Origin of the sequence: Allobosea sp. R86505 (assembly GCF_042466375.1) — a bacterium.
In the GTDB taxonomy this organism is placed as follows: domain Bacteria; phylum Pseudomonadota; class Alphaproteobacteria; order Rhizobiales; family Beijerinckiaceae; genus Allobosea.
Genome location: NZ_JAXHPY010000001.1, coordinates 1,663,218 through 1,686,898 on the forward strand (window position 1 = coordinate 1,663,218; position 23,681 = coordinate 1,686,898).

Below are 23,681 nucleotides of genomic sequence, written 5' to 3' on the forward strand. Positions count from 1 at the left end.
AACTCGCCAGCGCCCGCCGTTTCGGCTAATCGCCGTTCATCGCAGACCCACCGGGAGACCCGCCATGCCGCAGATGTTCGACGTGATCCTCAAGGGCGGCACGGTGGTGAACCATGACGGGCGCGTGCAGCGCGACCTCGGCATCACCAGCGGCAAGATCATGGCGCTCGGCGATCTCTCGCGCGCCTCGGCCGGCGAGGTGGTGGACTGCACGGGGCTTCACATCCTGCCCGGCGTGATCGACAGCCAAGTGCATTTCCGCGAGCCGGGGCTCGACCACAAGGAGGATCTGGAGAGCGGCTCGCGCGCGGCGGTGCTGGGCGGCGTCACCTGCGTCTTCGAGATGCCGAACACCAATCCCTTGACCACGAGCGAAGCGGCGCTGGCGGACAAGATCGCGCGCGGGCGGCACCGCATGCATTGCGACTTCGCCTTCTGGGTCGGCGGCACGCATGAAAACGTCAAGGATATTCCCGAGCTGGAGCGCCTGCCGGGCGCGGCCGGCATCAAGGTGTTCATGGGGTCGTCCACCGGTAACCTTCTGGTCGAGGACGACGAGGGCGTCGCCGCCATCCTGCGCCAGACGCGCCGGCGCGCCGCCTTCCACTCCGAGGACGAGGGCATGCTGCGCGAGCGGATGGGCCTGCGCGTCACCGGCGACCCGGCGAGCCACCCGGTCTGGCGCTCGCCGGAAGTCGCGCTGACCTGCACGCAGCGGCTGGTGCGGATCGCGCATGAGACGGGTGCGCGGGTGCATGTCCTGCACATCTCAACCGGTGAGGAGATGGTTTTCCTCAAGGACCACAAGGATGTCGCGACGGTCGAGGTGCTGCCGAACCATCTGACGCTGGTCGCGCCGGACTGCTACGAGCGGCTGGGCACCTATGCCCAGATGAACCCGCCGATCCGCGACGACAGCCACCGCCAGCGCATCTGGTGGGGGGTGGAGCAGGGCATCGTCGACGTGCTCGGCTCCGACCATGCGCCGCATACGCATGAGGAGAAGCACCACGCCTATCCCGCCAGCCATTCCGGCATGCCCGGCGTGCAGACGCTGGTGCCGATCATGCTCGACCATGTGAATGCCGGCCGGCTTTCGCTCGAGCGCTTCGTCGATCTCTCCAGCCACGGGCCGCAACGCATCTTCGGGATGGAGGGCAAGGGGCGCATCGCCGCGGGCTACGACGCCGACCTCACCATCGTCGATCTGAAGCGGCGCGAGACGATCACCAACGCCTGGGGCGCCTCGAAATGCGGCTGGACGCCCTATGACGGTGTCACCGTCACCGGCTGGCCGGTCGGCACCTTCGTGCGCGGCCGCAAGGTGACGTGGGAAGCCGAGATCGTGACGCCCTCGCAGGGCGAGCCGGCGCGGTTCCTGGAGGCGCTGCCAAGGGGCTGAGGGTTCGCGATTGAACCACTGCCGTCATTCCGGGGCAGGCCGAAGGCCTGAGCCCGGAACCCACGACCGGGTGAGCGCCAGGCAACTGCCATGATGCGGGTTCGCCCAGTCGTGGGTTCCGGGTTCTTCGCTACGCGAAGCCCCGGAATGACAGCCTCGGGGCGTTCTCTCAGCCCAACATCGCCGTCTCGATGATGCGCCAGTCGGCGATCGGGACGTCCTGGCCCGACGTCACCATGCAGAGGCGGTCGAAGCGGATCGGGCGGCCGGTGAGCGCGGTCGAGACCTGGGCTGCGGCCTCCGCTTTCGGGCCGGCGGGGACCGGGCCGTAGAGCAGCGAGACATGCGGCAGGAAGGGCTCGCGCGCCTGCGGGTCGAGCCGCTGCTTGAGCGCGGCCAGCGGGGCCGACATGGCAAAGCGCGCATAGAAGGAGCGGAAGAAAGTCTCGCTCGTCTCGATCCCCAGCACCTCCCCGGAGAAAGCCGCGACCTCGCCGGCGGCGGCCGCGATCTCGGTCGCAAGCTGCGTCACCGGCCTGTCGGTATCGCCTGCGATGGTCAGATGCGGCGTGAAGAGCGGCGTGCCGAGGCGGGCGGAGAGATCGGCGAGGACGCCCGCGAGGAGGGCGCCGTCTTCGACCGAGGGCATCAGCCAGAGGGAGTGGATCGGGGCTGTCATCAGAGCTTCATAAACCTATTGCACACGGTCCGACACAGACGTTATGTTTGCTCCAAGCGTATCGGAAATGGAAGATCCATTCCATTACAGCCGAGCAAAATGCGCGTTCTAGGGAGATGGCATCGTGCCGACCGACTTGCCCAACGGGCCGCGCAGCGGCGCGTCGATCGCCGTGCGCGACCTCAAGGTCGCCTATGGCGGCACGCGCGTGCTGCATGGCGTCAGCCTGGATTTCGAGCCGGGCAGCTTCACCGCGCTGCTGGGCTCCTCGGGCTGCGGCAAGACCACGCTGCTGCGGGCGCTGTCGGGCTTCGTGCCGGTCGAATCCGGGGCGATCCTGGTCGGCGGGCAGGACGTCGCCCCGCTGCCGCCGGAGAAGCGCGGCATGGCGATGGTGTTCCAGTCCTATGCGCTGTGGCCGCATATGAGCGTGCTGCAGAACATGGGCTACGGGCTGAAGCTGCGTGGCGTACCCAAGGCGCAGATCGCGGCCAAGGTTGGCGCGCTGCTCTCCATGCTCGGGCTCTCCGGCTATGAGGACCGCAAGGTCACGGCGCTCTCGGGCGGGCAGCGCCAGCGCGTCGCGCTCGGCCGGGCGCTCGCCATCGACCCCGGCATCCTCCTGCTCGACGAGCCGCTCTCCAATCTCGACGCCAAGATCCGCATGGTGATGCGCCACGAGATCCGCTCGATCCAGCAGCGGCTCGGGCTGACCGCGGTCCATGTCACCCATGACCGCGAGGAGGCCATGACCATGGCCGACCGTCTGGTGATCATGCAGGCGGGGCGCGTCGCCCAGGTGGGCACGCCGGAAGAGGTCTATGACCGCCCGGCCAGCGCCTTCGTCGCCAATTTCATGGGCGCGGAGAACGTGCTGCCGCTGCAGGTCGCCCGCGCCGAGAGCGGCGTCTCCGTCAGCGCCGGCACGGCGATGGCGCGGCTCGCGCCGGAGGCGGCCCAGGCGCTGCCGGCCGGCGAGGCTGTCGCCTATTTCCGCGACGACGTCGCGAGGCTCGACGCCAGCGATGCGGCGGCGGGCGGGGACCTGCTGGTCCCCGGCACCATCGCGGCGCGCGCCTATCCGGGCGGGGTCTACCGCTACCGGATCGAGGCCGCCGGCCGCCAGATCACGGTCGACGACGCCGACCGCCACGAACTCGGAACCACGATCGGCCTGCGCATCCCGCTGCAGCGCCTGCACATCTTCCCGGCATCCGAGGCCGGGATTGCCGCCTGACGTCCCAACCCTGGAGTCTCCCATGCGCATCCTTACGATTGCCTGCTCGCTCGCGGCGCTGATGGCGGCATCCCCGCTCTCCGCCCAGACCCTCAACGTCGCCTCCGCCGGCGACCAGAACATGGTCGACTACGTCAAGGACTTCCTCGGGCCGATGTTCGAGAAGGCCAACCCAGGCGTGAAGGTCGTCTCGGTCGGGACCGGCGCCGGCGATTCCGGTTCGCAGAAGATCTTCGAGAAGCTCGACGCCCAGAAGGGTTCGGCGACGACCGATTTCGACGTCGTCGTGATCCACCAAAAGGCCGCCGGCCAGATGGTCAAGGACGGGCTGCTCGACAAGTACACGGCCAATGTCCCGACCGCCAAGCTCGCCACCGGCGAGGCGGCCCGCAACGCGCTGGGCACCGACGTCTCGGGCTATGTCATCCCGATGTTCCAGTCGCAGACGGCGCTCGCCTACAATGCCGCCATGGTCAAGACGCCGCCCTCGACCTTCGCCGAACTGGCGGAGTGGGCCAAGAAGAACCCCAAGCAGTTCGGCTATAACGGCATCAAGGGCGGCATGTCGGGCGTCTCCTTCGTCGCCGGCTGGGTCTATGCCTTCGGCGGCGACGCCGAGAAGCTGATGAAGGGCCCCTATGACGCGGCCACCAAGACGACCTGGGACAAGGCCTTCGCCGATCTGAAGGAGTTCAACAAGAACGTCACGATCACGCCCGGCAATGCCGGCACGCTCGACATGCTCAACCGCGGCGAGATCGCGATGGGGCCGGTCTGGGTCGACATGTTCTATTCCTGGCAGGCCGACGGCAAGCTGCCGCCGAACATGAAGCTGAAGCTGATCTCGCCCGGCATGCCCGGCCAGCCGATGTATTACGCCGTGCCGGCCAAGGCCGGGCAGAAGAAGCTGGCCGAGGCCTTCATCGCGCTCGCCACCTCGCCGCAGGTGCAGGCCGACGGCATCGTCAAGAAGTTCAACTGGTATCCGGGCATCGACGCCAGCCATCTCGAAGGCAAGCTCGACAAGGCGGCCTGGGACAAGCTCTTCGTCGACGTGACCCCGGCCGACCTCGCCAAGAACGGCAAGGCGTTCCCGATCGCGCCCTACTTCAACGACATCCTCGAGGGTTACGAGAAGAAGGTCGCGAACTGAGATCGGCGAGCGTCGTGTTCGTGCTCTGAACCACGACCGTCATCCCGGACGCAGCGAAGCGGAGCTCCGGGATCCATCGTAGGGCGCTGCTCTCTATGATGGATCCTGGGGCAAGCCCAGGATGACGGTGCGTTTTGAAGCAGCGGCGCGCCTCTCGATCACCTTACGTCGGCCCGGCACGATGCCGGGCCGCTCCTCCTTAAAAAAGCGCAGTGGAATGAGCCTCTCCCAACGCCATCTGGCGCTGCTGCTGATCACGCCCGGCCTCGTGCTGGTCGCGGCGCTGTTTCTGTATCCGCTCGGCTTCTCGCTGATCTCCGCCTTCAGCAAGGACGGGGCGTTCACGCTGGAGTGGTTCGCCAAGGCGTTCGAGCTCTACTCGACCGACATGGTCTTCACGGTGGTGATCGTGCTGACCTCCTGCGCGCTGACGGCGCTGGCCGCCATCGTCATCGCCGGCACGCTGACGCTGGGCGAGAACCGCTACATCGTCGGCACGCTGAAGGCGCTCTATCGCTGGCCGCTCTTCATCCCCTTCATCGTCGCGGCGCAGTGCATGCGCACCTTCCTCGCCAAGAACGGGCTGATGAACAACAGCTTCGTCTCGTTGGGGCTGATGGAGCCGCTGCAGGCGGTGAGCTATCTCGACTGGCGTGGCATCATCGCCACCTTCGTCTGGAAGCAGACGCCCTTCGTGGCGCTGCTGCTGGCGGGCGCGCTCGCCTCGATCGACCGCGCGACGCTGGAGGCCGGCCGCAATCTCGGCGCCTCGCGGCTGCGGGTGCTGATCGAACTGGCGCTGCCGCAGGTCATGCAGACGCTGCTGGTGGCGCTCGTGCTCTCCTTCGTGACGATGCTCTCGGTGCTGTCGGTGCCGCTGATGGTGTCGGGCTCGCAGCCGACCATGCTGACCGTCGACATGGCCTTCCGCATCAACGCCTATGGCGACTACGCCACCGCCAATGCGCTCGGCGTCATCACCTATCTGATCAGCGCCGGCGCCGCGATCCTGTATCTGCGGCGCGGCCTCTCGCAGGAGGCCCCGCGATGATCCGTCTCGCCGCCTCTGCCCGGATGGTGCTGGCCGCGAGCCTGCTTGCCGCCTTCGCCTTCGTCCTGATCGGGCCGATCCTGAACCTCGCGCTCTGGTCTGTGGCCGAGCGCTGGTACACGCCCCACAAGCTGCCCGTGACCTATGGCACGCGCTATTGGGAGCAGGTCTTCCGGCCGACCGGCGACGCCATGGCCTCGCTCGGCACCAGCGTCTGGATCGCGGTGCTGACGGTGCTGTTTGCGCTGGCGCTGTCGATTCCCGCCGGCTACGCGCTGGCGCGCTTGAGGCTGCCGATGCGGGCGCTGTTCATGCTGATGTTCCTGCTCCCGCAGGCGTTTCCGTCGGTAGCGATCTACATCAACGTCGCCCGGATCTTCTACCAGCTCGGCATCAACGGCACGGTCCTGGCGGTGGTGCTGGTCCACACCGCCCATGGGCTGGTCTTCTCGGTCTGGATCGCGGCGGCGGCTTTTGCCGCGGTCGACAAGGATCTCGAACTGGCGGCGCGCAACATGGGCGCCTCGCCGCTGCGGGCCGTCCTCACCGTAACGCTGCCGCTGGCGGCGCCGGGAATCATCGCCAGCGGCATTTTCGTGTTCCTCGAATCGCTCGACGAGTTCACCGGCACCTTCTTCGTCGGCGTGCCGCAGGTGACGACGCTGCCGCTGCTGCTTTACAGCGCGGCGATGGGCGGCAACTACCAGGTCGCCTCGATCACGGCGCTGATCCTGCTGGTGCCCTCGGTGCTGTTCATGCTGTTCATCGAGCGCTTCCTGCGGGCCGACGTGCTCGCCAAGGTCGGGACGTGACGCCTTAGGCTTTGCCGCAGGCTCCGGCCTCCGCCCCGGGTCGGCCGGGCCCGTCGCCCGCGCCGCGATCGCACGCGGCGCCATGTTCGCGCTTGCAGCGCGACGGTCCAGCCATCAAAATGCGGGCTGCATACACTCTGTATTCCGTCGGGGGCTTCGGCTCGTGGCGGGCGGGATCCGACAGGAACAGTCCATGAGCTACGATCTCGTCATTGCCGGCGGCACGGTCGCCACCGCCTCCGACACGTTCTCCTGCGATATCGGCGTGCGCGACGGGACAATCGTGGCGATGGGGCATGATCTCGGCCCGGCGAAGGAGACGATCGACGCCACCGGCCACCTCGTGCTGCCCGGCGGCATCGACAGCCATGTCCATATCGCCCAGCCGAGCGGCGAGGGCATCGTCATGGCCGACGATTTCGCCTCGGGCACGCTCTCGGCGGCGTTCGGCGGCAACACCACGGTGATGCCGTTCTGCATGCAGGAGAAGGGCACGTCGCTGCGCGAGACGGTGAAGGATTATCACAAGCTGGCGGAGGGGCGCTGCTACACCGACGTGTCCTTCCACCTCGTCATCTCCGAGCCGACCGAGCAGGTGCTCGGGCAGGACCTGCCGGCGCTGATCGAGGACGGCTACACCTCCTTCAAGGTCTTCATGACCTATGACGGGCTCGCTTTGAACGACCGCGAGATGCTCGAGGTGATGTCGGTGGCGCGCGAGACCGGCGCGCTCGTCATGGTCCATGCCGAGAACTATGACGCGATCCGCTTCCTGACCGACCGGCTGGAGCGGGGCGGGCACATCGCGCCAAAATTCCACGGCACCTCGCGGCCGATCCCCGTCGAGCGTGAGGCGACGCATCGCGCGATCTCGCTCGCCGAACTCGTCGATGTTCCCGTGATGATCGTCCATGTCTCGAACCGCGAGGCGATGGAGGAGATCGCCCGGGCCCGTTCGCGCGGCCTCAAGGTTTATGGCGAGACCTGCCCGCAATATCTCGTGCTGACCGAGAAGGACATGGACGGCCTCAACATGGAGGGCGCGAAATATGTCTGCTCGCCGCCGCCGCGCGACACCGCCAGCCAGCAGGCCTGCTGGGAAGGGCTGTCGAACGGCATCTTCAACGTCTTCTCCTCGGACCATTGCCCGTTCCGCTACGACGATCCGGCCGGCAAGCTGATCCCGAAGGGCAGGACCTCCTTCCGCTGGGTGCCCAACGGCATTCCCGGCGTCGAGACAAGGCTGCCGATCCTGTTCTCCGAGGGCGTCGGCAAGGGACGGATCACGCTGAACCAGTTCGTCGCGCTCTCGGCGACCAATCACGCGAAGACCTATGGGCTGACGAAGAAGGGCTCGATCGCGATCGGCATGGATGCCGACATCGCGATCTGGGACCCGCAGCGCGAGGTGACGATCAGCCAGTCCCTGCTCCACCATGGCAGCGACTATACACCCTATGAGGGCATTGCGGTCACGGGCTGGCCGGTGACCACGATCCTGCGCGGGCAGGTCGTGGTGCGCGACGGCGAACTCGTCGGTAGGCCGGGGCAGGGCGGCCATGTCGCGCGCGAGCGCTCGGCGCTGGCGGCGCCGGCTGGCCAGCTTCCGACCGGATTCGAGCCTGCGGGGCGATACAGATGAGGATGATCGCGGCCTCCGGTCTTGATGGCCGGCGCCGGCTCGTCCAAAGACGGGCCTGCAACCTGAGCACGAAGACTCCAGCATGACCCTGACCGAGCCGAGCGAGGCCCCCGAGCAGACCGGCGGCTACAACCTCTCCAACCTCGCCTACAAGGCGGTGTCGGACATGGTGCGCGGGCGCCGGCTCAAGGGCGGGGAGGTCATCGTCGAGGCGAAGCTCGCCGAGATCCTCGGCATTTCGCGCACGCCGCTGCGCGAGGCGCTGCAGCGGCTCGAAGGCGAGGGGCTGGTGGTGAAGGCCGCCAACCGCTCCTTCATGGTCCGCAATGTCGATCTCGGCGAATATCTGCAGAGCCTGAAGGTGCGCGAACTGCTCGAGGGCGAGGCGGCGGCGCTCGCCGCGGGGCGGCTGTCGCAGGCCAAGCTCGCCATGGTCCATCGCGAGATCGACGAGCTGATGGCGGCGACGACCTATCACACGGACGCGCACTGGCGCTCCGACGACAATGTTCACGGCCTCTACATCGACGGCTGCGGCAATGCCGTGATGGGCCAGATGATCCGCTCGCTGCGCGTCACCACGCGGCTGTTCGAGATCGCCCGCCTCGCCGACCGCGTCGGGCAGGATGCGGTCGAGCATCTCGAGATCGTCGTCGCGCTGGAGGCCGAGGACCCCAAGCGCGCCCGCAAGGCAGCCCAGGCGCATATCAAGAGCCTGTCGCGCTTCTCTCTCGACAATATCTCCTGAGAGCTGCCCTCGATCTGCGCTTCAGCCATGTTTCGTCATTGCGAGGAGGCGGAGCCGACGACGCCATCCAGGGCCTCGAGAGAGCGTCTGGATTGCTTCGCTTCGCTCGCAATGACGGGATCGGCTGATCAACCCCTCGAGCGGATCAGCGCCACGCCGCTGGCGACGACGATCGCCGCGCCCAGCAGGGTCGCCAGCGTCGGGACCTCGCCGAAGGCGAGATAGCCGATCAGGCAGGCGGCGATGATCTGCGAATAGATCATCGGCGAGATCACTGCGGTCGGCGCCCGCCGGAAGGCCTCGATCAGCAGAAGATGCGCAAGCGTGCCGAAGGCGCCGCCCACCGCCAGCACGCCCCACTCCCAGGGCTCCATCTGTGACCAGGACCAGGGCAGGGCGAGTGAGGTGATCAGCAGCGCGAAGAAGCCGACCTGGAACAGCATCGCCAGCGGGTCCTCGTCGGCGGCGATCGCCCGTGTCAGGACGTGATAGCCGGCGTTCGCCAGTGCCATGGCGAGGGGAAAGACGAGGAAGCCGCCGGCACCCGGCGCCGTCGGCTGCAGCGCGACCATGACGCCGCAAAAGCCGATCAGGATCAGCGCCCAGCGTTTCAGCGACGGGCGCTCCTTCAGGAAGACCATGGCGAGGATGGTCGCGATCAGCGGGGCCGAGAAGGTGATGGCGTAGGTCTGGGCCAGCGGCATGGATTTCAGCGCCAGCACGATAAAGACCGTGGTGCCGACCAGCGCCGCGCCGCGGCAGAGCTGGATCACGGGGTGGCGCGTCACCAGCATGCGGCGCGCACCGAAGAGCGGCATGACGGCGACGAGATAGACGACCTGGAACAGGTTTCGGCCCCAGGCGAGGAAGAGCACGTCGTGCCGCGCCGCCAGCGCCTTCAGGATCGAATCGAGGCTGACGAAGCAGAAGGTCGACACCACCATCAGCGCGGCGCCGATGAGGATGTCGCGCCTCGCGCGTGCGGCGGTGTCCCCGACGACCTCAGACAAGAGTGAGCAGCCGGCGCGGCGTCTCGATCAGGAACTGGTCGATCATGGCCTCGTCGAATCCCTTGCGGCGCATCATCGGCACCACATTCTCGATCAGATGACCATAGCCATGGCCGCCATGGCGGCACAGCCGCGTCTTGGTGCAGATGTCCTGCGAGAGCGTCACCTGCGCACCATGGCCGCGCGCGACGAGCCCGGCGATCCAGTTCAGCCGCATGCCGTCATTGGGCAGGTCGATCGGGGCGAAGGGGTAATGCGAGGATTCGATGCCGAAGAAATCCCATTCGGCGACGGCGCCGGTCGCGACCAGCGCCAGCGCCTGATCCAGCGTGGAGAACGTCCGATCGAGATGGCTGATGATCAGGCGCGTCACGTCGCCACCGGCCGCACGGACGTGCTCGATCACCTGGAGCGGCGAGGCGGGGTCGCGGCCGGGATGGACGTTGATGCTGGCGCCGGTCTCGCGCTGGGCGATGACGGCGGCGGTGAGGGCGCGCAACTCTCCCGGAGTGGGCGGATCGCTGATGCCGATCTCGCCGATGATGCCGGCGCGGACGTCGCTGCCGTTGAGGCCGTGACGGACGCTGCCGATCATCAGCGCAGCGAGGTCGTCGGTCGAGCGGGTGGTCAGGGCCTCGCCGGCGAAGCTCTCGATATAGACGCCGCAGCCGGCGACGATGGCGACGCCGGTCGCCTGCGACATCGCGCGCAGGCCCAGCGGATCGGGTTTGATGCCCTCGATGGTCAGTTCGACGATGGCGCGGCCGCCGCGCTCGCGGAAGAGCCGCACCTCCTCCGTCATCTCCGCCACGTCCGAGAGAATGTGGTTCCCGTAATGCCGGCACCAGTGATAGCGGATCTCAGCGGCGTTCCAGGGCGTGATCTCGACTTCGGGCAAGCCCTGCGCGGCGAGTTCGGGCGGCGTGACGTCACAGAGCAGATGCTCGTGCATCAGCGTCGGGCCGAGAACGGCCGGCGCAATCGGGCCGCAGACGGTCTGGATCTCGCCGGGGACGGCAGGGCGGGTCGGCGGCATGTCGAGGATGGCCCGGCTGTCTCGGACGCTGGTTCAATCGCGTCGTCATCCCGGCCGCAGCGAAGCGGAGCGCCGGGATCCATCGTAGGGAACTGCACTCTACGATGGATCCCGGAGCAGCGCCGCTGACGCGGCTTGTCCGGGATGACGGCGTGTTTTGTTGAGGAAGCCCTCAGAAATACGGCGTGAAGCCGGTCGGGTTGAGCATCTTGATGCCGAACCACTTGACCCAGAGCGCGTCGGTCTTGCCGCGGCGGTGCATCTCGAAGATGGCGACGTTGAGCCAGTCCTTCAGGCCGGTGGAATTCTTGGCGAGGCCGAAGCTGCAGTAGTAGACGTCGACCGGCGTCTCAACGACCTTCCACTTGACGTCCTTGAAGCGGTTCATCTGTTCGCCGACGAAGTCGATCACGTCGATCATCGCGTCGCCGCGGCCCTGCGCCAGCGCGCGCACCGCATCGGGATAGTTGTCGAGCAGCGTGACCTTGGCCTGCTTGAGATTGTCCTCGATGAACTTGACCGGCGTGGTGCCGCGTACCTGGATCAGGGTAACGCTCGGGCTGTCGAGTTCCTTCCAGTCCTTGTAGGGCTTGGCCTCGGTCGTCAGCACGCCGAAGACCTCGGTGTGAACCGGCACGGTGAAGTCGATGACCTTGGCGCGCTCGGGATTGCGGGTCATCGCGCCCATGACGAGATCGATCTTGCCCGAGGCGACGAAGGGGATGCGGTCGGGTGAGCCGGTCTGCACGATCTCCAGCTTCACGCCCAGCATCTTGGCGATCTCGGTAGCGAAATCGACGTCGAAGCCGACGATCTGGTTCTTCTCGTCGAACTTGGCCAGCGGCGGCAGCGTCGGGTTGACGCCGACCTTGAGCGTGCCGGACTTCAGGATCTCGTCGAGCGAACGGGCGCTCGCAGCGGTGGGCAGGGCGGCACTGGCGACGCTCAGGAGCGCGGCGAGGCCGAGTGCGATTTTCTTGAACATGGAGTCCCCTCAGACTGGTCGGTTGAACGCCTCGGCTGCGGCCATGTCCGGCTCTTGACGGCCGCGCATGTTGCACCGATTGTCGACGGACTGTATACACTGCGTCGCTCTTGTAAAGCTGCGGCGGACGGGGAATCGAGCGGACGGATGACGGCTCTGCGGATGAAGGACGCCTTCCGGCGGGGTGACGCCGTGACGCTGGCGGTCGGGGGGCGCAGCGTCATGGCCCATCGCGGCGAGACCCTGGCGGCGGCGCTGCTGGCGGCCGGTATCACGCGGCTGCGGCACAGCCCGCGCGAGGGCGCGCCGCGCGGTGCCTATTGCTTCATGGGCGTCTGCCAGGAATGCGTGGTGCAGGTCGACGGCGTGTTGCGCCAGTCCTGCCAGGTTCACGTCGAGGACGGGCTCGTCGTCGAACTCAAGGGCTCGCTCTAGGATGACGCCAGCCGATCTCATCGTCGTGGGCGCCGGGCCGGCCGGCGCCGCAGCCGCGCTGGCCGCGAGCGAGGCCGGCCTTCAGGTCGTGCTGCTGGACGAGGCCTACGCGCCCGGCGGTCAGGTCTACCGCGCGCCGCCGCCTCCCCTCTCCGTCGCAGCGGCAGCGCGGGGCGCCGACGATGCGGCCGGCGATGCGTTGCGCGCGGCGGTTGCGGCCTCCAGCGTCCTCTGGACGGGTGGGGCGCGGGTCTGGTCGATCTCGGGCGCGTTTCGCGTCGATGCGGTGACGGCGGCGGGTAGCGAGAGTTTCACCGCGCCGCGTCTCGTCGCCGCCACCGGCGCGCATGAGCGGCTGGTGCCCTTTCCGGGCTGGACGACGCCGGGCGTGATCGGGCTCGCGGCGGCGACAATCCTTCTGAAATCGCAGGGCATGGTGCCGGGCCGGCGCACGGTGGTGGCGGGTTGCGGCCCGCTGCTCGCGGCGGTCGCGGCCAAGATCGTCGCCGGTGGCGGCTCGGTCGCGGCGGTGGTCGATCTGGCGGGGCCGGCTGACTGGCTCAAGGCGCTGCCGGCGATGGCGAGCCGGCCGGATCTGCTGCGACAGGGGGTCGGCTGGGCGCTGAAGCTGGGTGCGGCGCGCGTGGCGGTGCTGTTTCGCCATGCCGTCACGGCCGTCGCGGGCGGAGAGACCTGCGAGGCGGTGACGGTCGCGCCTGTCGATGCGGAGGGGCGGCTGACGGGCGGCCGCTCGCGCGTGTTCGAAGCGGATGCGCTCGCCATCGGCCATGGGCTGGTGCCGGGCAGCGAGATCCCGAAGCTGCTGCGGGCGGAGCACCGCTTCGCGCCGGAGGCGGGCGGCTGGACGCCGCTGCGGGACGCGTTCGGGCGCTGCTCGGTCGCCGGGCTCTACGCCGTCGGAGACGGGGCAGCGGTGGCGGGTGCCGAACCGGCGCGGCTGTCGGGGCGTCTCGCGGGGCTGGCCGCGGCGCAGGATGCGGGGCGGCTGCCGGATGATGTCTTCGCCCGCGAAGCAGGGGAGGCGCGTGCTGCGCTCGACAAGGCGCTGGTCTTCGCCGGGGCGATCAACCGGCTGATGCGGGCGCGGCCGGCGATGGTCGAGGCGATCGCGCCTGAGACGGTGATCTGCCGCTGCGAGGATGTCCGCCGCGGCGAGATCGAGGTCGCGATCATGGCCGGCGCGCGCGAGATCAACCAGCTCAAACATTTCACCCGCTGCGGCATGGGCCCCTGCCAGGGCCGGATGTGCGGCGAGACGGCGGCGACGCTGCTCGCCCGCCATGTCGGCTCGCGCGAGGCGGCGGGCTACTGGACCGGGCGGCCGCCGCTGCGGCCGGTGCCGCTGGCCGATCTGCTCGGCCAGTTCGACTATGCCGACATCCCCGTGCCGACGCCGGCCCCGCTATGAGCGCGCCCTACGATCTCGCCATCGTCGGCGGCGGCATTCATGGCGCGACGGTGGCGCTGTTCTGTGCGCGGGCCGGCATGAAGACCGTGCTGTTCGAGCGCGGGGCGCTGTGCCGCGAGGCGTCCGGCGTGAATGCGGGCACGCTGACCATGCAGATGACGCGGGTGGCGCTGATCCCCTATGCGCTGAAGGCCCATGCGATGTGGGCCTCGGCGCGGGAGTGGCTCGGTCATGATGTCGGCGTCGTCGTCTGCGACGGGCTCTCGCTCGCCTTCACGCCGCGCGAGGCCGAGCTGCTCAGCTTCCGCGCCGGCAAGCGGCGCGAGGCGGGCGCGCCGATCGAGCTGATCTCGGAAGCGGCCGCGCGTGCGGTCGAGCCGGGGCTGGGCGAAGGCGTCCTGCTCGCCGGGCATTGCAAGGTCGATGGCTACGCCAATGCCTATCTGACGGGGCAGGCCTATCGCGCCGCACTGATCGAGGCCGGAGTCGATCTGCGCGAGGAGACGCCCGTGTCGGGTGTCGAGCGCGAGGAGGGTGGCTTCGCCGTGCAGACCGCGGCCGGTTTCGTCCGGGCCAAGCGGCTCGTGCTGGCCGGCGGGGTCTGGCTCGAGGAGATGGCAGCCTGGCTCGGCATCGCCTTGCCCATCAAGGTGCTGGTCAACCAGCTCGCGGTGACCGAGCGCGTGGCGCCGGTGATGCGCACGGTCGTCGGCATCGCCAGCGGACTTCTGTCGCTCAAGCAGTACCCGCATGGCACGGTGGTGATCGGCGGCGGCTGGCAGGGCCGGGGCGACCGGGAGCGCGGCGGCGTCGAGCTCGTGCCCGAGAGCCTGATCGGCAATATGCGCCTCGCCTGCCATGCCATTCCCGCGCTGCGGAATGCCAGGCTGGCGCGCGCCTGGGCCGGGCTCGAGGCTGAGACGGCCGATGCGCTGCCGGCGGCCGGGCCGATCCCGGGCATCCCCGACGCCTATGTCTGCGGCAGCGTCCACTCCGGCTACACCAGCGGCCCCTACATCGCCCGGCTGCTCGCCCAGCGCATCCTCGAGCAGGCGCCCACCGATCCACTCTTCCCGATCGATCGGCTGCTGGCGTCGCCGGCCGCCTCGCCCAATCCATCCGCCGATGCAGGCCGAGCCACCGATGAACAGCCACAGCATGTCTGATCCCGCCCTCGCACCCGATGCCCTTGTCACGGCGGCCATCGCGCGCCTGACCGGCATCCATGCGGCGACGATCTGCCCGATGACGCCAGCGTTCCGGATGGACGAGCAGGCGCTCGCCGACCATGTCGCCGCGGTCGCGGGGCATGATGGCATCGAGGGGCTGCTGATCAACGGCCATGCCGGCGAGAACTTCCTGCTGACGCGCGAGGAGAAGCGCCGCGTCGTCGCGATCTGCCGGGAGGTGCTGGGGCCCGGCGTCTTCCTGACCAGTGGCGTCAACGCGGAATCGAGCCTCGATGCGGCGCTGCATGCTGGTGACGCCGAGGAGGCCGGCGCCGACGCCATCCTGCTGTTTCCGCCCAATGCCTGGGGGCTGTTTCGCGATCGTGATTCGGCGCTGCTGCATCACCGGCATGCGATGGCGGGCTGCGGCCTGCCCTTCCTGCTCTATCAGGCGCCGGTGGGGGCAGGGTCCATGCCCTATGACCCCGCGACGCTGGCGGGGCTGGTGGCGCTGCCGCGGGTCTGCGGCATCAAGGAGGGCAGCTGGGAGGTCGCGACCTATGACGCCAACCGCCGGCTCGCCAAGGGATTGCGGCCCGATCTCGCGGTGCTGGGGTCGGGCGACGAGCATCTGCTGACGAGCTATCTGATCGGCTCCGAGGGCAGCCAGGTCAGCCTCGCGGCGGTGACGCCGGCGCCGCTGGTCGCGCTCTGGCGGGCGGCGCAGGCCGGCGACTGGGACGCGGCCCGGCACTGGCACGATGCGATTTATCCGCTCGCCTGCGCGGTCTATCGCGAGGCGCCGGGCGGGCGTGCCACCACCCGCCTCAAGGCCTGCCTCAAGATCCTCGGGCGGCTCGCCTGCGATGCCGTGCGTCCGCCTTTCGCGCCGCTGCCGCCGGAGGAATACCGCCGGCTGGAGGCTGCGCTCGCTCATGTCGAAAAAGCCGGCGCCCCGCGTTGACAATCGCGCCGGGCGGTGGCCTCATTGCATGCTAAACGTATACAATGATCGCGCTGCGGCGCTTCTCTGAGGAGGCTTGAATGACGATGTCGCGCTTCGCCTGCCTGCTCGCTGCCTGCCTTGGACTGGGCGCGACCGCGCCGGCCTCGGCCCGCTCCCTCGATGACATCCTGAGGGCGGGAGAGCTGCGTGTCGGGGTCAACCCGACCCTGCCGCCGCGCGCCCTGTTCAACGAGAAGAACGAGATCGACGGTTTCGAGCCGGAGTTGGCGAAGGCGGTGGCCGCCAAGCTGGGCGTGAAGCTGACGCTCGTGCAGGTCGGTTCGCCCGACCGCATCCCCTTCGTCGTGGCCGACAAGGTCGATCTCGTCATGGGCGCGATGAGTCGTACCTCCGAGCGCGCCAAGGTGATCGACTTCACCGCGCCGATCCATTCGGAGAATTACGGGATCGTCACCACCGACGCGAAGCCGTTCACGAAACTCGCCGACCTCAACAGCGAGAGCGTGACGCTGATCCAGGTGCGCGGGACGACCGCGATCCCCTTCATCCAGAAGAACCTGCCCAAGGCCAAGCTCGTCCTGCTGGACAACTACAACGATCGCGACCGGGCGCTGGCGCAGGGACGAGGCGATGCCTCCTTCGACGGGATCGACGCGGTCGCCTACCGGCTCAAGATCTTCCCGGCGATCAAGTGGAAGGTGATCCCGGCGCCGGAATACGGCGTCACCTATTCGAGCTTCGGCGTCGCCAAGGGCAATCACGGCTTACGCGACTGGCTCAACATCGCGCTCTACGAGCTGCACACCGCCGGCACGGTCGAGGCGATCTGGGAGAAGTGGTTCCTCAAGCCGATGGACACCAAGGTGCCCGTCACGCCGTATTTCTGATGCCGTGTACGGGAGCCCAGTGTGACGGCTTCGCCGTGATCGGCGCGACGCCACTCCCTCCCCCCGCTTGCGGTGGGAAGGGCTGGGGTGGGGGGCAGTGCCGCTTGGCTCGACCATCGAGACTCTTCCTGCACGCCCCCCCATCCCTAACCCTTCCCCACCGCAAGCGGGGGGAAGGGGACAAGGCGGCGCCCTGCTGATGGCCTACACCCTCCAATACGGGCAGGTGACGCCCTATCTCGGCTATCTCGCCGGCGGCGCCTGGCTGGCGCTGCAACTGGCGGCGATCGCCTTCGTGATCGGCTGGGCGATCGGGCTCGTCTGCGCCTCGGTGCTCGAATACGGGCCGCGGCCGCTGCGCTGGCTGGTGAAGGCCTATGTCGTGTTCTTCCTCAACACGCCGCTCCTGGTGCAGATCTTCTTTCTGTATTTTGCGTTGCCAGACTGGGGCATCGTGCTCGGCTCCTACCAGGCCGTGCTGCTGGGCATGGCGATCAATGCCGGCGCCTATCTCACCGAGATCCAGCGGGCAGGGTTCCGGTCGATCCGCAAGGCGGAGATCGAGGCGGCGGAGACGCTGGGCTTCTCGCGCATCCAGATCATCCGCTACGTGGTGCTGCCGCATATCGGCAAGGTGCTGTTTCCGCCCCTGTCGAACCAGTACATCATCCTGACGATGACGACCTCGATCGCGGCGATCTTTGGCGTCGAGGAGCTGACCGGGCGGACCTACAACATCAACGCCCAGACCTTCCGCTCCTTCGAGATCTTCTCGATCGCGGCGCTCTACTACATCGCGCTGACCCTGGTCGCGAGCGGGGCGCTCTACGCCGTCGGGCGCTATTTCTTCCGCATCAAGGGCAAGGTCTTCTGATGGAACGGCATCGTCCGACGACGGAGGGCTGCCGATGGCCTCGCTGATCGAGGAGGCGCCGCGCTTCTTCGGCTATTACAACCTGATCTTCCTGGGGCAGGCTTTCGCCTATACGGCGCTCCTCTCGCTGGTCGGCTGCGGACTGGGCTTCCTCGTCGGCTTCGTGCTGGCGGTTCTCCGCAACGAGCGGATCGTCGGCTTCGCGCCGCTGCGCTGGTTCGCCACGATCTATGTCGAGATCTTCCGGCGCATCCCCTTCCTGGTGAAGCTGATGGTGGTGTTCTTCGCCTTCCAACTCGCCGGCTTCGACGCCAGCATGTTCGCGGTCGCCGCCACCACGGTCGCGCTCTCGGCCTCGGCTTTCTCGGCCGAGAACATCCGCGCGGGGCTGGAAGCCGTGCACAGGAACCAGTGGGACGCGGCCGAGACCATGAACATGGGCGGGCTCACCGCGTTGCGCCGGGTGATCCTGCCGCAGGCCTGGGCGATCATCATCCCGCCCTCGATGACCTATTCGGTCGGGCTGGTGAAGAGCACCTCGATCGCCTCGCAGATCGGCGTGGTCGAGCTGACCTATGCCGCCAAGATCCTGAACCAGAAGGGTTTCTCGGCGGCGATCTGCTTCGGCACGATCCTGATCCTGTATTTCATCCTCTGCTATCCGCTGAACCTGTTCGCATCGCATCTGGAGCGCCGGCTTGCCCCATCTCGTCATCGATAGGCTCAGCGCCAATTACGGCACGGCGCCGGTCCTGCAGGATGTTTCGCTGTCGGTGGAGCGCGGCGAGATCGTCTCGATCATCGGCCCCTCCGGCTCGGGCAAGAGCACGCTGCTGCGCGTGCTGACCGGGCTGCTGAAGCCCCATGCCGGGGTTGTCCATGTCGCCGGCGCGCAGGTCGACTATGGCAGCGCAGCCGCGCTGAAGAAGGTGCGCGACCGCTTCGCGGTCGTGTTCCAGCAATACAACCTGTTCCAGAACATGACGGCGCTGCGCAATGTCACCATCGCGCCGACGATCGTGAAGAAGCGCGACGCCGCCGAGGTCGAGCGCGAGGCGCGCGCGCTGCTCGAGAAGGTCGGGCTGTCGCACCGGATCGAGGCCTATCCGGACGAGCTCTCCGGCGGCCAGCAGCAGCGCGTCGCGATCGCCCGCGCGCTGGCACTGAAGCCGGAGATCCTGCTGCTCGACGAGGTGACCTCGGCGCTCGATCCCGAGCTCGTCGCGGAGGTGCTCGACACCATCCGCGTGCTCGCCGCCGAAGGCATGACCATGCTGATCGTCAGCCACGAGATGGGCTTCGTCCGCGAGATCTCAAGCAAGGTCGTGTTCATGGCCGACGGCAAGGTCGTCGAGGTCGGCCCGCCCCAGCAGATTTTCGATGCGCCGCAGACCGAGCGCTGCTCCGATTTCGTCCGCCGCATCCTGCGGCACTGAAGAACTGCGGCACTGAAGGAAGAGCCCGATGAGCTACGGCATGCACTACCTGAAGGGCGCGGTGGATTGCCATGTCCACACCTGCCCGCATCTCAACGGGCGCAGCGCCAACATCTTCGAATCGGTGCGCCAGGCGGCTGCAGCGGGCATGCGCGCCATCGGACTGATGGACAATTTCATGAATTCGTCAGGCTATGCCGCGCTCGCCGCCGCCGAGCTCGGCCATCTCGGCATTGAGATCTTCGGGGGGCTGATCATGCAGCCCACCGCCGGCGGCGTGACCTATGAGGCGGCGCGCAATGCCGTCGACTACGGCTACGGGCCGGGCACGGGCGCGCGTTTCCTGTCGCTGCCGACGCATCACACCAAGGCGGTGGCGCGGCGCGAGGGGCGCACGGGGCTGTATCTGGAGGCCGCTTTCGGGGTCCACGAGAGCGGCAAGGTGCCCGACCCGGTGCCCGCGATCATCGACCTCTGTGCCGAGCGCGACATCGTTTTCGATTGCGGGCATGTCGATGGCTGGGAGGCGGTGGCGCTGGCGGAAGAGGCGAAGAAGCGTGGGGCTGCGCGGGTGCGCACCCATGCCGGCGGCTACGATATCAAGACCATCGAGACGCTGGTTTCGCTGGGCGCCTATTGCGAGTTCTCGTTCTTCGTCCTGACCCATGCGACGCAGGTCGGCCTCACCCATGTCGACCAGGAGAAGCACCGCGCGCCGTCCAAGACCGTGCAGGATTTGACGCCTAAGATTCGTGCGGCCGGCGACAAAGCGATCGTCTCGGGCGACGCCGGCATCTACCTGCTGCCGCCGCCGGTTGAGGCCTTCCGCGAGTTCCTCGTGCTGCTGGAAACGGACGGATTCAGCGAAGCCGAGCTGCGGGTCATGAGCAGCACGAACCCCGCCGACCTGTTCCGGATCGGTAGCTTCGCGGCCTGACGTCCGCCATGAGAAAGGCCCGCTTCCGGCCGATGCCGAATGCGGGCCTGACAAGCTTCCGTGAGATGCGGCGCGCGCTTACTTCTTCTTCCCGTCCGGGCCGAACTGCTTGAGATAGGCGATCAGATCGGTGATCCGGGCATCGTCCTTGAGGCCCGGATAGATCATCTTCGTGCCCGGCGTGACGCCGCGCGGATCCTTGATGTAGACGCGGAAATTCTCTTCGCTCCAGACCTTGTCGAGCGACTTGTAGGCCGCCGAATAGGTATAGCCGGGCCAGGTTCCAGCCTTGCGGTTGTCGAACATGCCGTTCAGCACGGGGCCGACGGCGTTCCTCGCGGTTTCGCCGACCTGGTGGCAGGTCCGGCATTGCAGGAAGACCTTCTCTCCGGCAGCGGCGTCCTGCGCCTGGGCCGTGGCAGGCAGGAGGCCGACGACGGCGGCCGCGGCTGCGTAGGCAAGCTGTCTCATGGCGATAACCTCTCCAGACTTATTCCGGTTATAATGTGGGCACGATGGATGGCGGGCAAGCCCGTAACCGTCGCACCCCCCCCCAGGTGGTTTCATTTTCGCAATTTTCAGGTCCAGAGCCTCTTGCGGGCTGTCGCCGGCCGATCGTGAGAAAGCACGACCAAAGCGATTGCATGTCGTGCAACTCCTTCGTAGTGTATCGTCAGCCTTACAGCAATATGTAAATCCAGGCTGACATATTGGCGACTGCGAGAGAAGGGGACCTCAATGCCCGATACCCCGCTTCTGGACGACGTCACCGTTCCCGCCGATCTTCGCCGTCTCTCGGTCAAACAGCTCAAGCAGCTGGCGGACGAACTGCGAGCCGAGACGATCGATGCGGTCGCCGTCACCGGTGGCCATCTCGGGGCGGGGCTGGGGGTGATCGAGCTCACGGTCGCGCTGCATCACCTTTTCGACACCCCCCGCGACACGCTGATCTGGGATGTCGGCCACCAGGCCTATCCGCACAAGATCCTCACCGGCCGGCGGGACCGCATCAGGACGCTGCGGCAGGGCGGGGGACTGTCCGGCTTCACCAAGCGCGACGAAAGCGAGTACGACCCCTTCGGCGCCGCCCACACCTCGACCTCGATCTCGGCGGGGCTGGGCTTCGCCGTCGCCCGCGACCTCAAGGGCGAGGACGGGCATGTCGTGGCCGTGATCGGCGACGGGGCGATGTCGGCCGGCATGGCCTATGAGGCGATGAACAATGCCGGTGCGCTCGGCAAGCGGCTGATCGTCATCCTGAACGACAACGACATGTCGATCGCTCCGCCTGTGGGGGCGCTGTCGGCGCATCTGGCGAAGCTGCTCTCGGGCAAGACCTATCTGTCGCTGCGCGACCAGGGCCGCCAGCTCACGCGGCGGCTGGGGCGCGGTCTCGATTCCAAGATCACCCGCGCCGTCGAGCATGCGCGCGGCTATCTCACCGGCGGCACGCTCTTCGACCAGCTCGGCTTCTACTATGTCGGTCCGATCGACGGCCACAATCTCGACCATCTCATTCCGGTGCTGCGCAATGTCCGCGACGCACCGAACGGGCCGATCCTGGTTCATGTCGTGACGCAGAAGGGCAAGGGCTACGCCCCGGCCGAGGCGACGGCGGACAAGTACCATGCCGTCGCCCGCTTCGACGTCGCGACGGGGCAGCAGGAGAAGGCGACGGCCGCCGCGCCCTCCTACACCAAGGTGTTCTCGCAGGCGCTGCTGCGCGAGGCGGCGCGCGACGAGCGCATCGTCGCGATCACCGCCGCGATGCCCTCGGGCACGGGGCTCGATGCCTTCGCCAAGGCCCATCCCTCCCGCTTCTTCGATGTCGGCATCGCCGAGCAGCATGCGGTGACCTTCGCCGCCGGCCTCGCCTGCCAGGGCCTCAAGCCGGTCTGCGCGATCTACTCGACCTTCCTGCAGCGCGCCTATGACCAGATCGTCCACGACGTCGCCCTGCAGAAGCTGCCCGTGCGCTTCGCGATCGACCGGGCGGGGCTGGTCGGCGCCGATGGCGCGACCCATGCGGGGGCGTTCGACACCGCCTATCTCGGCTGCCTGCCCGGCTTCGTGCTGATGGCGGCGGCCGACGAGGCCGAACTCGTGCATATGGTCGCCACGGCCTGCGCCCACGACGAGGGGCCGATCGCGCTGCGTTATCCGCGCGGTGACGGCGTCGGCGTCTCGCTGCCGGATGTCGGCTTGCCGCTGGAGATCGGCCGCGGGCGCGTGCTGCGCGAAGGGACGCGCATCGCCATCCTGTCCTACGGGACGCGGCTGGGCGAATGCCTCGAGGCGGCGGAGCGGCTCGACGCGCTGGGGCTGTCGACAACGGTCGCCGATGCCCGATTCGCCAAGCCGCTCGACCGCGCGCTGATCCGGCGCCTGGCGCAGCATCACGAGGCGCTGATCACGGTCGAAGAAGGCTCGGTCGGCGGCTTCGGCTCCTTCGTGCTGCATGCGCTGGCCGATGACGGGCTCTTCGAGGCCGGGCTGAAGATCAAGACGCTGACGCTGCCGGACCGCTTCCAGGACCAGGACAGCCAGGCGCGGCTCTATGCACAGGCGGGGCTCGATGCGGATGCGATCGTGGCGGTGGCGGCAGGGCTCTGCCGACCGGCCACGCGGCGCAGCGCCGTGGCGGGGTCCGGGGCCTTGCGGCTGGTGCCGGCTCCCCTGCACGAGGCCTCGACATGAATGCCGTGACGCCCTTCAAGCGCCCGCTGACGGTGCTTCTGGCCAAGCCGCGTGGCTTCTGCGCCGGCGTGGTGCGGGCGGTCGAGATCGTCGAACGCGCCATCGCGCAGGCGGGCGCGCCGGTCTATGTCCGCCACGAGATCGTCCACAACACCCATGTCGTCGAGGGCCTGCGCGCGCAGGGGGCGGTCTTCGTCGGCGAGGTCGACCAGATTCCGGCGGGTGCGACGACGATCTTCTCGGCCCATGGCGTGTCACGCGGGGTCGAGGCGGCGGCGGCGGCGCGCGGGCTCGACGTGATCGACGCGACCTGCCCTCTGGTCCAGAAGGTCCATAATCAGGGCCGGCGCTACGCGCAGCTCGGCTACGACGTCGTGCTGATCGGCCATGAGGGCCATGCCGAGGTCGAGGGCACACGCGGCCAGATCGACGGGCGCCTCCATGTCGTCGCCACGGCCGCCGAGGTGGCCGGGCTGGTCGTCGCCGATCCAGAGAAAGTGGCCTATATCAGCCAGACGACGCTGAGCGTGCAGGATACGCGCGAGGTCATCGTCGCGCTGACCGCACGCTTCCCGGCGATCGTCGGCCCCGACATCCGCAACATCTGCTACGCGACCCAGAACCGGCAGGCGGCGGTGCAGGCGATGGCGCCGCATTGCGACCTCATCCTCGTCGTCGGCTCGCGCTCCTCCTCCAACACGACGCGGTTGCGCGAGGTCGGCGAGATCGCCGGCGTCGCGAGCCATCTGATCGAGGGGCCAGACGCGATCGACCCGGCCTGGTTCGAGGCGGTCGAGACGGTCGGCTTCACCGCCGGCGCCTCGGCGCCCGAGCGGCTGATCCAGGATGCGATCGATCGCCTGCGCGGCTTCCGCTCGGTCACGGTGCGGGAGCTCGAGGGCGTCGACGAGGAGGTGGTGTTCCGCCTGCCGCCGCGCCTGGTCGAGGCGATGGCGTCCTGAAACGGGGAGAGACGGCGATGGACGGGCTCCTGGATCATGCGGATGTCGTCGGGCAGCGTCTGCGCCGCGAAAGCGAGGCGGAGTCCGGCGAGATCGGGTCCTCCCTCGCGATGTCGGCCGCCGCGATCGCCAA

General features: G+C 68.0%; 23 protein-coding genes. 18 read left to right on the forward strand and 5 right to left on the reverse strand.

Annotation, left to right across the window (positions count from 1 at the left end; all coding sequences use genetic code 11):
* Window positions 1-64 precede the first annotated feature (64 nt).
* Complete coding sequence (locus SJY11_RS07955) at window positions 65-1,402, forward strand: dihydroorotase (protein WP_376986058.1); 1,338 nt, start codon at window positions 65-67, stop codon at window positions 1,400-1,402.
* Window positions 1,403-1,571: 169 nt separating this feature from the next.
* On the opposite strand, the gene SJY11_RS07960 is transcribed toward SJY11_RS07955, so the two are convergent.
* Window positions 1,572-2,081 (reverse strand): 2'-5' RNA ligase family protein, encoded by a 510-nt coding sequence (locus SJY11_RS07960; RefSeq protein ID WP_376986059.1) that lies wholly within the window; start codon window positions 2,079-2,081, stop codon window positions 1,572-1,574.
* Window positions 2,082-2,205: 124 nt separating this feature from the next.
* On the opposite strand from SJY11_RS07960, the gene SJY11_RS07965 reads away from it, so the two are divergent.
* From SJY11_RS07965 to SJY11_RS07990, 6 genes are all read left to right on the forward strand, one after another.
* Window positions 2,206-3,318 (forward strand): ABC transporter ATP-binding protein, encoded by a 1,113-nt coding sequence (locus tag SJY11_RS07965; RefSeq protein WP_376986060.1) that lies wholly within the window; start codon window positions 2,206-2,208, stop codon window positions 3,316-3,318.
* Window positions 3,319-3,340: 22 nt separating this feature from the next.
* Window positions 3,341-4,471 (forward strand): ABC transporter substrate-binding protein, encoded by a 1,131-nt coding sequence (locus SJY11_RS07970; protein ID WP_376986061.1) that lies wholly within the window; start codon window positions 3,341-3,343, stop codon window positions 4,469-4,471.
* A 217-nt stretch (window positions 4,472-4,688) separates the two neighbouring features.
* A complete protein-coding gene (locus SJY11_RS07975; RefSeq protein ID WP_376986062.1) occupies window positions 4,689-5,522 on the forward strand; it encodes an ABC transporter permease in 834 nt (277 codons plus the stop codon).
* A complete protein-coding gene (locus SJY11_RS07980; RefSeq protein WP_376986063.1) occupies window positions 5,519-6,334 on the forward strand; it encodes an ABC transporter permease in 816 nt (271 codons plus the stop codon). Before SJY11_RS07975 ends, SJY11_RS07980 begins: the two co-directional genes overlap by 4 nt.
* A 193-nt stretch (window positions 6,335-6,527) precedes the next feature.
* Window positions 6,528-7,976, forward strand: coding sequence for a dihydropyrimidinase (gene hydA / locus SJY11_RS07985; RefSeq protein ID WP_376986064.1), 1,449 nt, complete (start codon window positions 6,528-6,530; stop codon window positions 7,974-7,976).
* 82 nt (window positions 7,977-8,058) lie between these two features.
* Window positions 8,059-8,724, forward strand: a complete 666-nt coding sequence (locus tag SJY11_RS07990) for a GntR family transcriptional regulator (protein WP_376986065.1) — start codon at window positions 8,059-8,061, stop codon at window positions 8,722-8,724.
* 128 nt (window positions 8,725-8,852) lie between these two features.
* Here the strand turns inward: SJY11_RS07990 and SJY11_RS07995 are convergent, their stop codons facing one another.
* The 3 genes from SJY11_RS07995 to SJY11_RS08005 form a co-directional block, all read right to left on the reverse strand.
* The gene (locus SJY11_RS07995) at window positions 8,853-9,734 is read right to left on the reverse strand and encodes a DMT family transporter (RefSeq protein ID WP_376986066.1); all 882 of its coding nucleotides are present in this window, start codon (window positions 9,732-9,734) and stop codon (window positions 8,853-8,855) included.
* Window positions 9,727-10,770 (reverse strand): phosphotriesterase family protein, encoded by a 1,044-nt coding sequence (locus tag SJY11_RS08000; protein WP_376986067.1) that lies wholly within the window; start codon window positions 10,768-10,770, stop codon window positions 9,727-9,729. Before SJY11_RS08000 ends, SJY11_RS07995 begins: the two co-directional genes overlap by 8 nt.
* Window positions 10,771-10,942: 172 nt before the next feature.
* Complete coding sequence (locus SJY11_RS08005; protein WP_376986068.1) at window positions 10,943-11,755, reverse strand: transporter substrate-binding domain-containing protein; 813 nt, start codon at window positions 11,753-11,755, stop codon at window positions 10,943-10,945.
* A gap of 147 nt (window positions 11,756-11,902) precedes the next feature.
* Here SJY11_RS08005 and SJY11_RS08010 point away from each other — a divergent pair, with 147 nt between their 5' ends.
* From SJY11_RS08010 to SJY11_RS08050, 9 genes are all read left to right on the forward strand, one after another.
* Entirely contained in the window at window positions 11,903-12,190 is a 288-nt protein-coding gene (locus SJY11_RS08010; RefSeq protein WP_376986069.1) for a (2Fe-2S)-binding protein, read from the forward strand.
* A gap of 1 nt (window position 12,191) precedes the next feature.
* The gene (locus tag SJY11_RS08015) at window positions 12,192-13,619 is read left to right on the forward strand and encodes an FAD-dependent oxidoreductase (protein ID WP_376986070.1); all 1,428 of its coding nucleotides are present in this window, start codon (window positions 12,192-12,194) and stop codon (window positions 13,617-13,619) included.
* Window positions 13,616-14,785 (forward strand): NAD(P)/FAD-dependent oxidoreductase, encoded by a 1,170-nt coding sequence (locus tag SJY11_RS08020; protein ID WP_376986072.1) that lies wholly within the window; start codon window positions 13,616-13,618, stop codon window positions 14,783-14,785. Before SJY11_RS08015 ends, SJY11_RS08020 begins: the two co-directional genes overlap by 4 nt.
* On the forward strand, window positions 14,778-15,752 hold the full coding sequence (locus tag SJY11_RS08025; RefSeq protein ID WP_376986074.1) for a dihydrodipicolinate synthase family protein: 975 nt from the start codon (window positions 14,778-14,780) through the stop codon (window positions 15,750-15,752). Before SJY11_RS08020 ends, SJY11_RS08025 begins: the two co-directional genes overlap by 8 nt.
* 80 nt (window positions 15,753-15,832) lie before the next feature.
* Complete coding sequence (locus SJY11_RS08030) at window positions 15,833-16,642, forward strand: transporter substrate-binding domain-containing protein (RefSeq protein WP_376986076.1); 810 nt, start codon at window positions 15,833-15,835, stop codon at window positions 16,640-16,642.
* 199 nt (window positions 16,643-16,841) lie between these two features.
* The gene (locus SJY11_RS08035; RefSeq protein ID WP_326905828.1) at window positions 16,842-17,516 is read left to right on the forward strand and encodes an amino acid ABC transporter permease; all 675 of its coding nucleotides are present in this window, start codon (window positions 16,842-16,844) and stop codon (window positions 17,514-17,516) included.
* Between the two features lie 34 nt (window positions 17,517-17,550).
* The gene (locus SJY11_RS08040; protein ID WP_376986077.1) at window positions 17,551-18,237 is read left to right on the forward strand and encodes an amino acid ABC transporter permease; all 687 of its coding nucleotides are present in this window, start codon (window positions 17,551-17,553) and stop codon (window positions 18,235-18,237) included.
* Window positions 18,215-18,952: an amino acid ABC transporter ATP-binding protein gene (locus SJY11_RS08045; RefSeq protein ID WP_376986078.1), complete on the forward strand. Its 738-nt coding sequence runs from the start codon at window positions 18,215-18,217 to the stop codon at window positions 18,950-18,952. The genes SJY11_RS08040 and SJY11_RS08045 overlap by 23 nt, the downstream gene beginning before the upstream one ends.
* 28 nt (window positions 18,953-18,980) lie before the next feature.
* Window positions 18,981-19,889 carry a DUF6282 family protein gene (locus tag SJY11_RS08050; protein WP_376986079.1) on the forward strand — a complete coding sequence of 303 codons (909 nt, stop codon included), beginning with the start codon at window positions 18,981-18,983 and terminating at the stop codon, window positions 19,887-19,889.
* Window positions 19,890-19,967: 78 nt separating this feature from the next.
* Here SJY11_RS08050 and SJY11_RS08055 read toward each other — a convergent pair whose 3' ends face one another.
* Window positions 19,968-20,360, reverse strand: coding sequence for a c-type cytochrome (locus tag SJY11_RS08055; RefSeq protein ID WP_376986080.1), 393 nt, complete (start codon window positions 20,358-20,360; stop codon window positions 19,968-19,970).
* A gap of 267 nt (window positions 20,361-20,627) precedes the next feature.
* On the opposite strand from SJY11_RS08055, the gene dxs reads away from it, so the two are divergent.
* A complete protein-coding gene (gene dxs / locus SJY11_RS08060) occupies window positions 20,628-22,586 on the forward strand; it encodes a 1-deoxy-D-xylulose-5-phosphate synthase (RefSeq protein WP_376986081.1) in 1,959 nt (652 codons plus the stop codon).
* Window positions 22,583-23,548: a 4-hydroxy-3-methylbut-2-enyl diphosphate reductase gene (gene ispH, locus SJY11_RS08065; RefSeq protein WP_291829153.1), complete on the forward strand. Its 966-nt coding sequence runs from the start codon at window positions 22,583-22,585 to the stop codon at window positions 23,546-23,548. The genes dxs and ispH overlap by 4 nt, the downstream gene beginning before the upstream one ends.
* Window positions 23,549-23,681: the final 133 nt, after the last annotated feature.

What these genes read in the sequence shown, in the direction of transcription:
- SJY11_RS08050 (WP_376986079.1), top strand. Translation starts at nt 18,981, where the DNA reads ATGAGCTACGGCATGCACTACCTGAAGGGCGCGGTGGATTGCCATGTC.
- SJY11_RS08040 (WP_376986077.1), top strand. Translation starts at nt 17,551, where the DNA reads ATGGCCTCGCTGATCGAGGAGGCGCCGCGCTTCTTCGGCTATTACAAC.
- SJY11_RS08030 (WP_376986076.1), top strand. Translation starts at nt 15,833, where the DNA reads ATGACGATGTCGCGCTTCGCCTGCCTGCTCGCTGCCTGCCTTGGACTG.
- SJY11_RS07955 (WP_376986058.1), top strand. Translation starts at nt 65, where the DNA reads ATGCCGCAGATGTTCGACGTGATCCTCAAGGGCGGCACGGTGGTGAAC.
- SJY11_RS07980 (WP_376986063.1), top strand. Translation starts at nt 5,519, where the DNA reads ATGATCCGTCTCGCCGCCTCTGCCCGGATGGTGCTGGCCGCGAGCCTG.
- dxs (WP_376986081.1), top strand. Translation starts at nt 20,628, where the DNA reads ATGCCCGATACCCCGCTTCTGGACGACGTCACCGTTCCCGCCGATCTT.
- SJY11_RS08025 (WP_376986074.1), top strand. Translation starts at nt 14,778, where the DNA reads ATGTCTGATCCCGCCCTCGCACCCGATGCCCTTGTCACGGCGGCCATC.
- hydA (WP_376986064.1), top strand. Translation starts at nt 6,528, where the DNA reads ATGAGCTACGATCTCGTCATTGCCGGCGGCACGGTCGCCACCGCCTCC.
- SJY11_RS07970 (WP_376986061.1), top strand. Translation starts at nt 3,341, where the DNA reads ATGCGCATCCTTACGATTGCCTGCTCGCTCGCGGCGCTGATGGCGGCA.
- SJY11_RS08010 (WP_376986069.1), top strand. Translation starts at nt 11,903, where the DNA reads ATGACGGCTCTGCGGATGAAGGACGCCTTCCGGCGGGGTGACGCCGTG.
- SJY11_RS08055 (WP_376986080.1), bottom strand. Translation starts at nt 20,360, where the DNA reads ATGAGACAGCTTGCCTACGCAGCCGCGGCCGCCGTCGTCGGCCTCCTG.
- SJY11_RS07990 (WP_376986065.1), top strand. Translation starts at nt 8,059, where the DNA reads ATGACCCTGACCGAGCCGAGCGAGGCCCCCGAGCAGACCGGCGGCTAC.
- SJY11_RS07960 (WP_376986059.1), bottom strand. Translation starts at nt 2,081, where the DNA reads ATGACAGCCCCGATCCACTCCCTCTGGCTGATGCCCTCGGTCGAAGAC.
- SJY11_RS07975 (WP_376986062.1), top strand. Translation starts at nt 4,689, where the DNA reads ATGAGCCTCTCCCAACGCCATCTGGCGCTGCTGCTGATCACGCCCGGC.
- SJY11_RS08020 (WP_376986072.1), top strand. Translation starts at nt 13,616, where the DNA reads ATGAGCGCGCCCTACGATCTCGCCATCGTCGGCGGCGGCATTCATGGC.
- SJY11_RS08035 (WP_326905828.1), top strand. Translation starts at nt 16,842, where the DNA reads ATGGCCTACACCCTCCAATACGGGCAGGTGACGCCCTATCTCGGCTAT.
- SJY11_RS08015 (WP_376986070.1), top strand. Translation starts at nt 12,192, where the DNA reads ATGACGCCAGCCGATCTCATCGTCGTGGGCGCCGGGCCGGCCGGCGCC.
- ispH (WP_291829153.1), top strand. Translation starts at nt 22,583, where the DNA reads ATGAATGCCGTGACGCCCTTCAAGCGCCCGCTGACGGTGCTTCTGGCC.
- SJY11_RS08005 (WP_376986068.1), bottom strand. Translation starts at nt 11,755, where the DNA reads ATGTTCAAGAAAATCGCACTCGGCCTCGCCGCGCTCCTGAGCGTCGCC.
- SJY11_RS08000 (WP_376986067.1), bottom strand. Translation starts at nt 10,770, where the DNA reads ATGCCGCCGACCCGCCCTGCCGTCCCCGGCGAGATCCAGACCGTCTGC.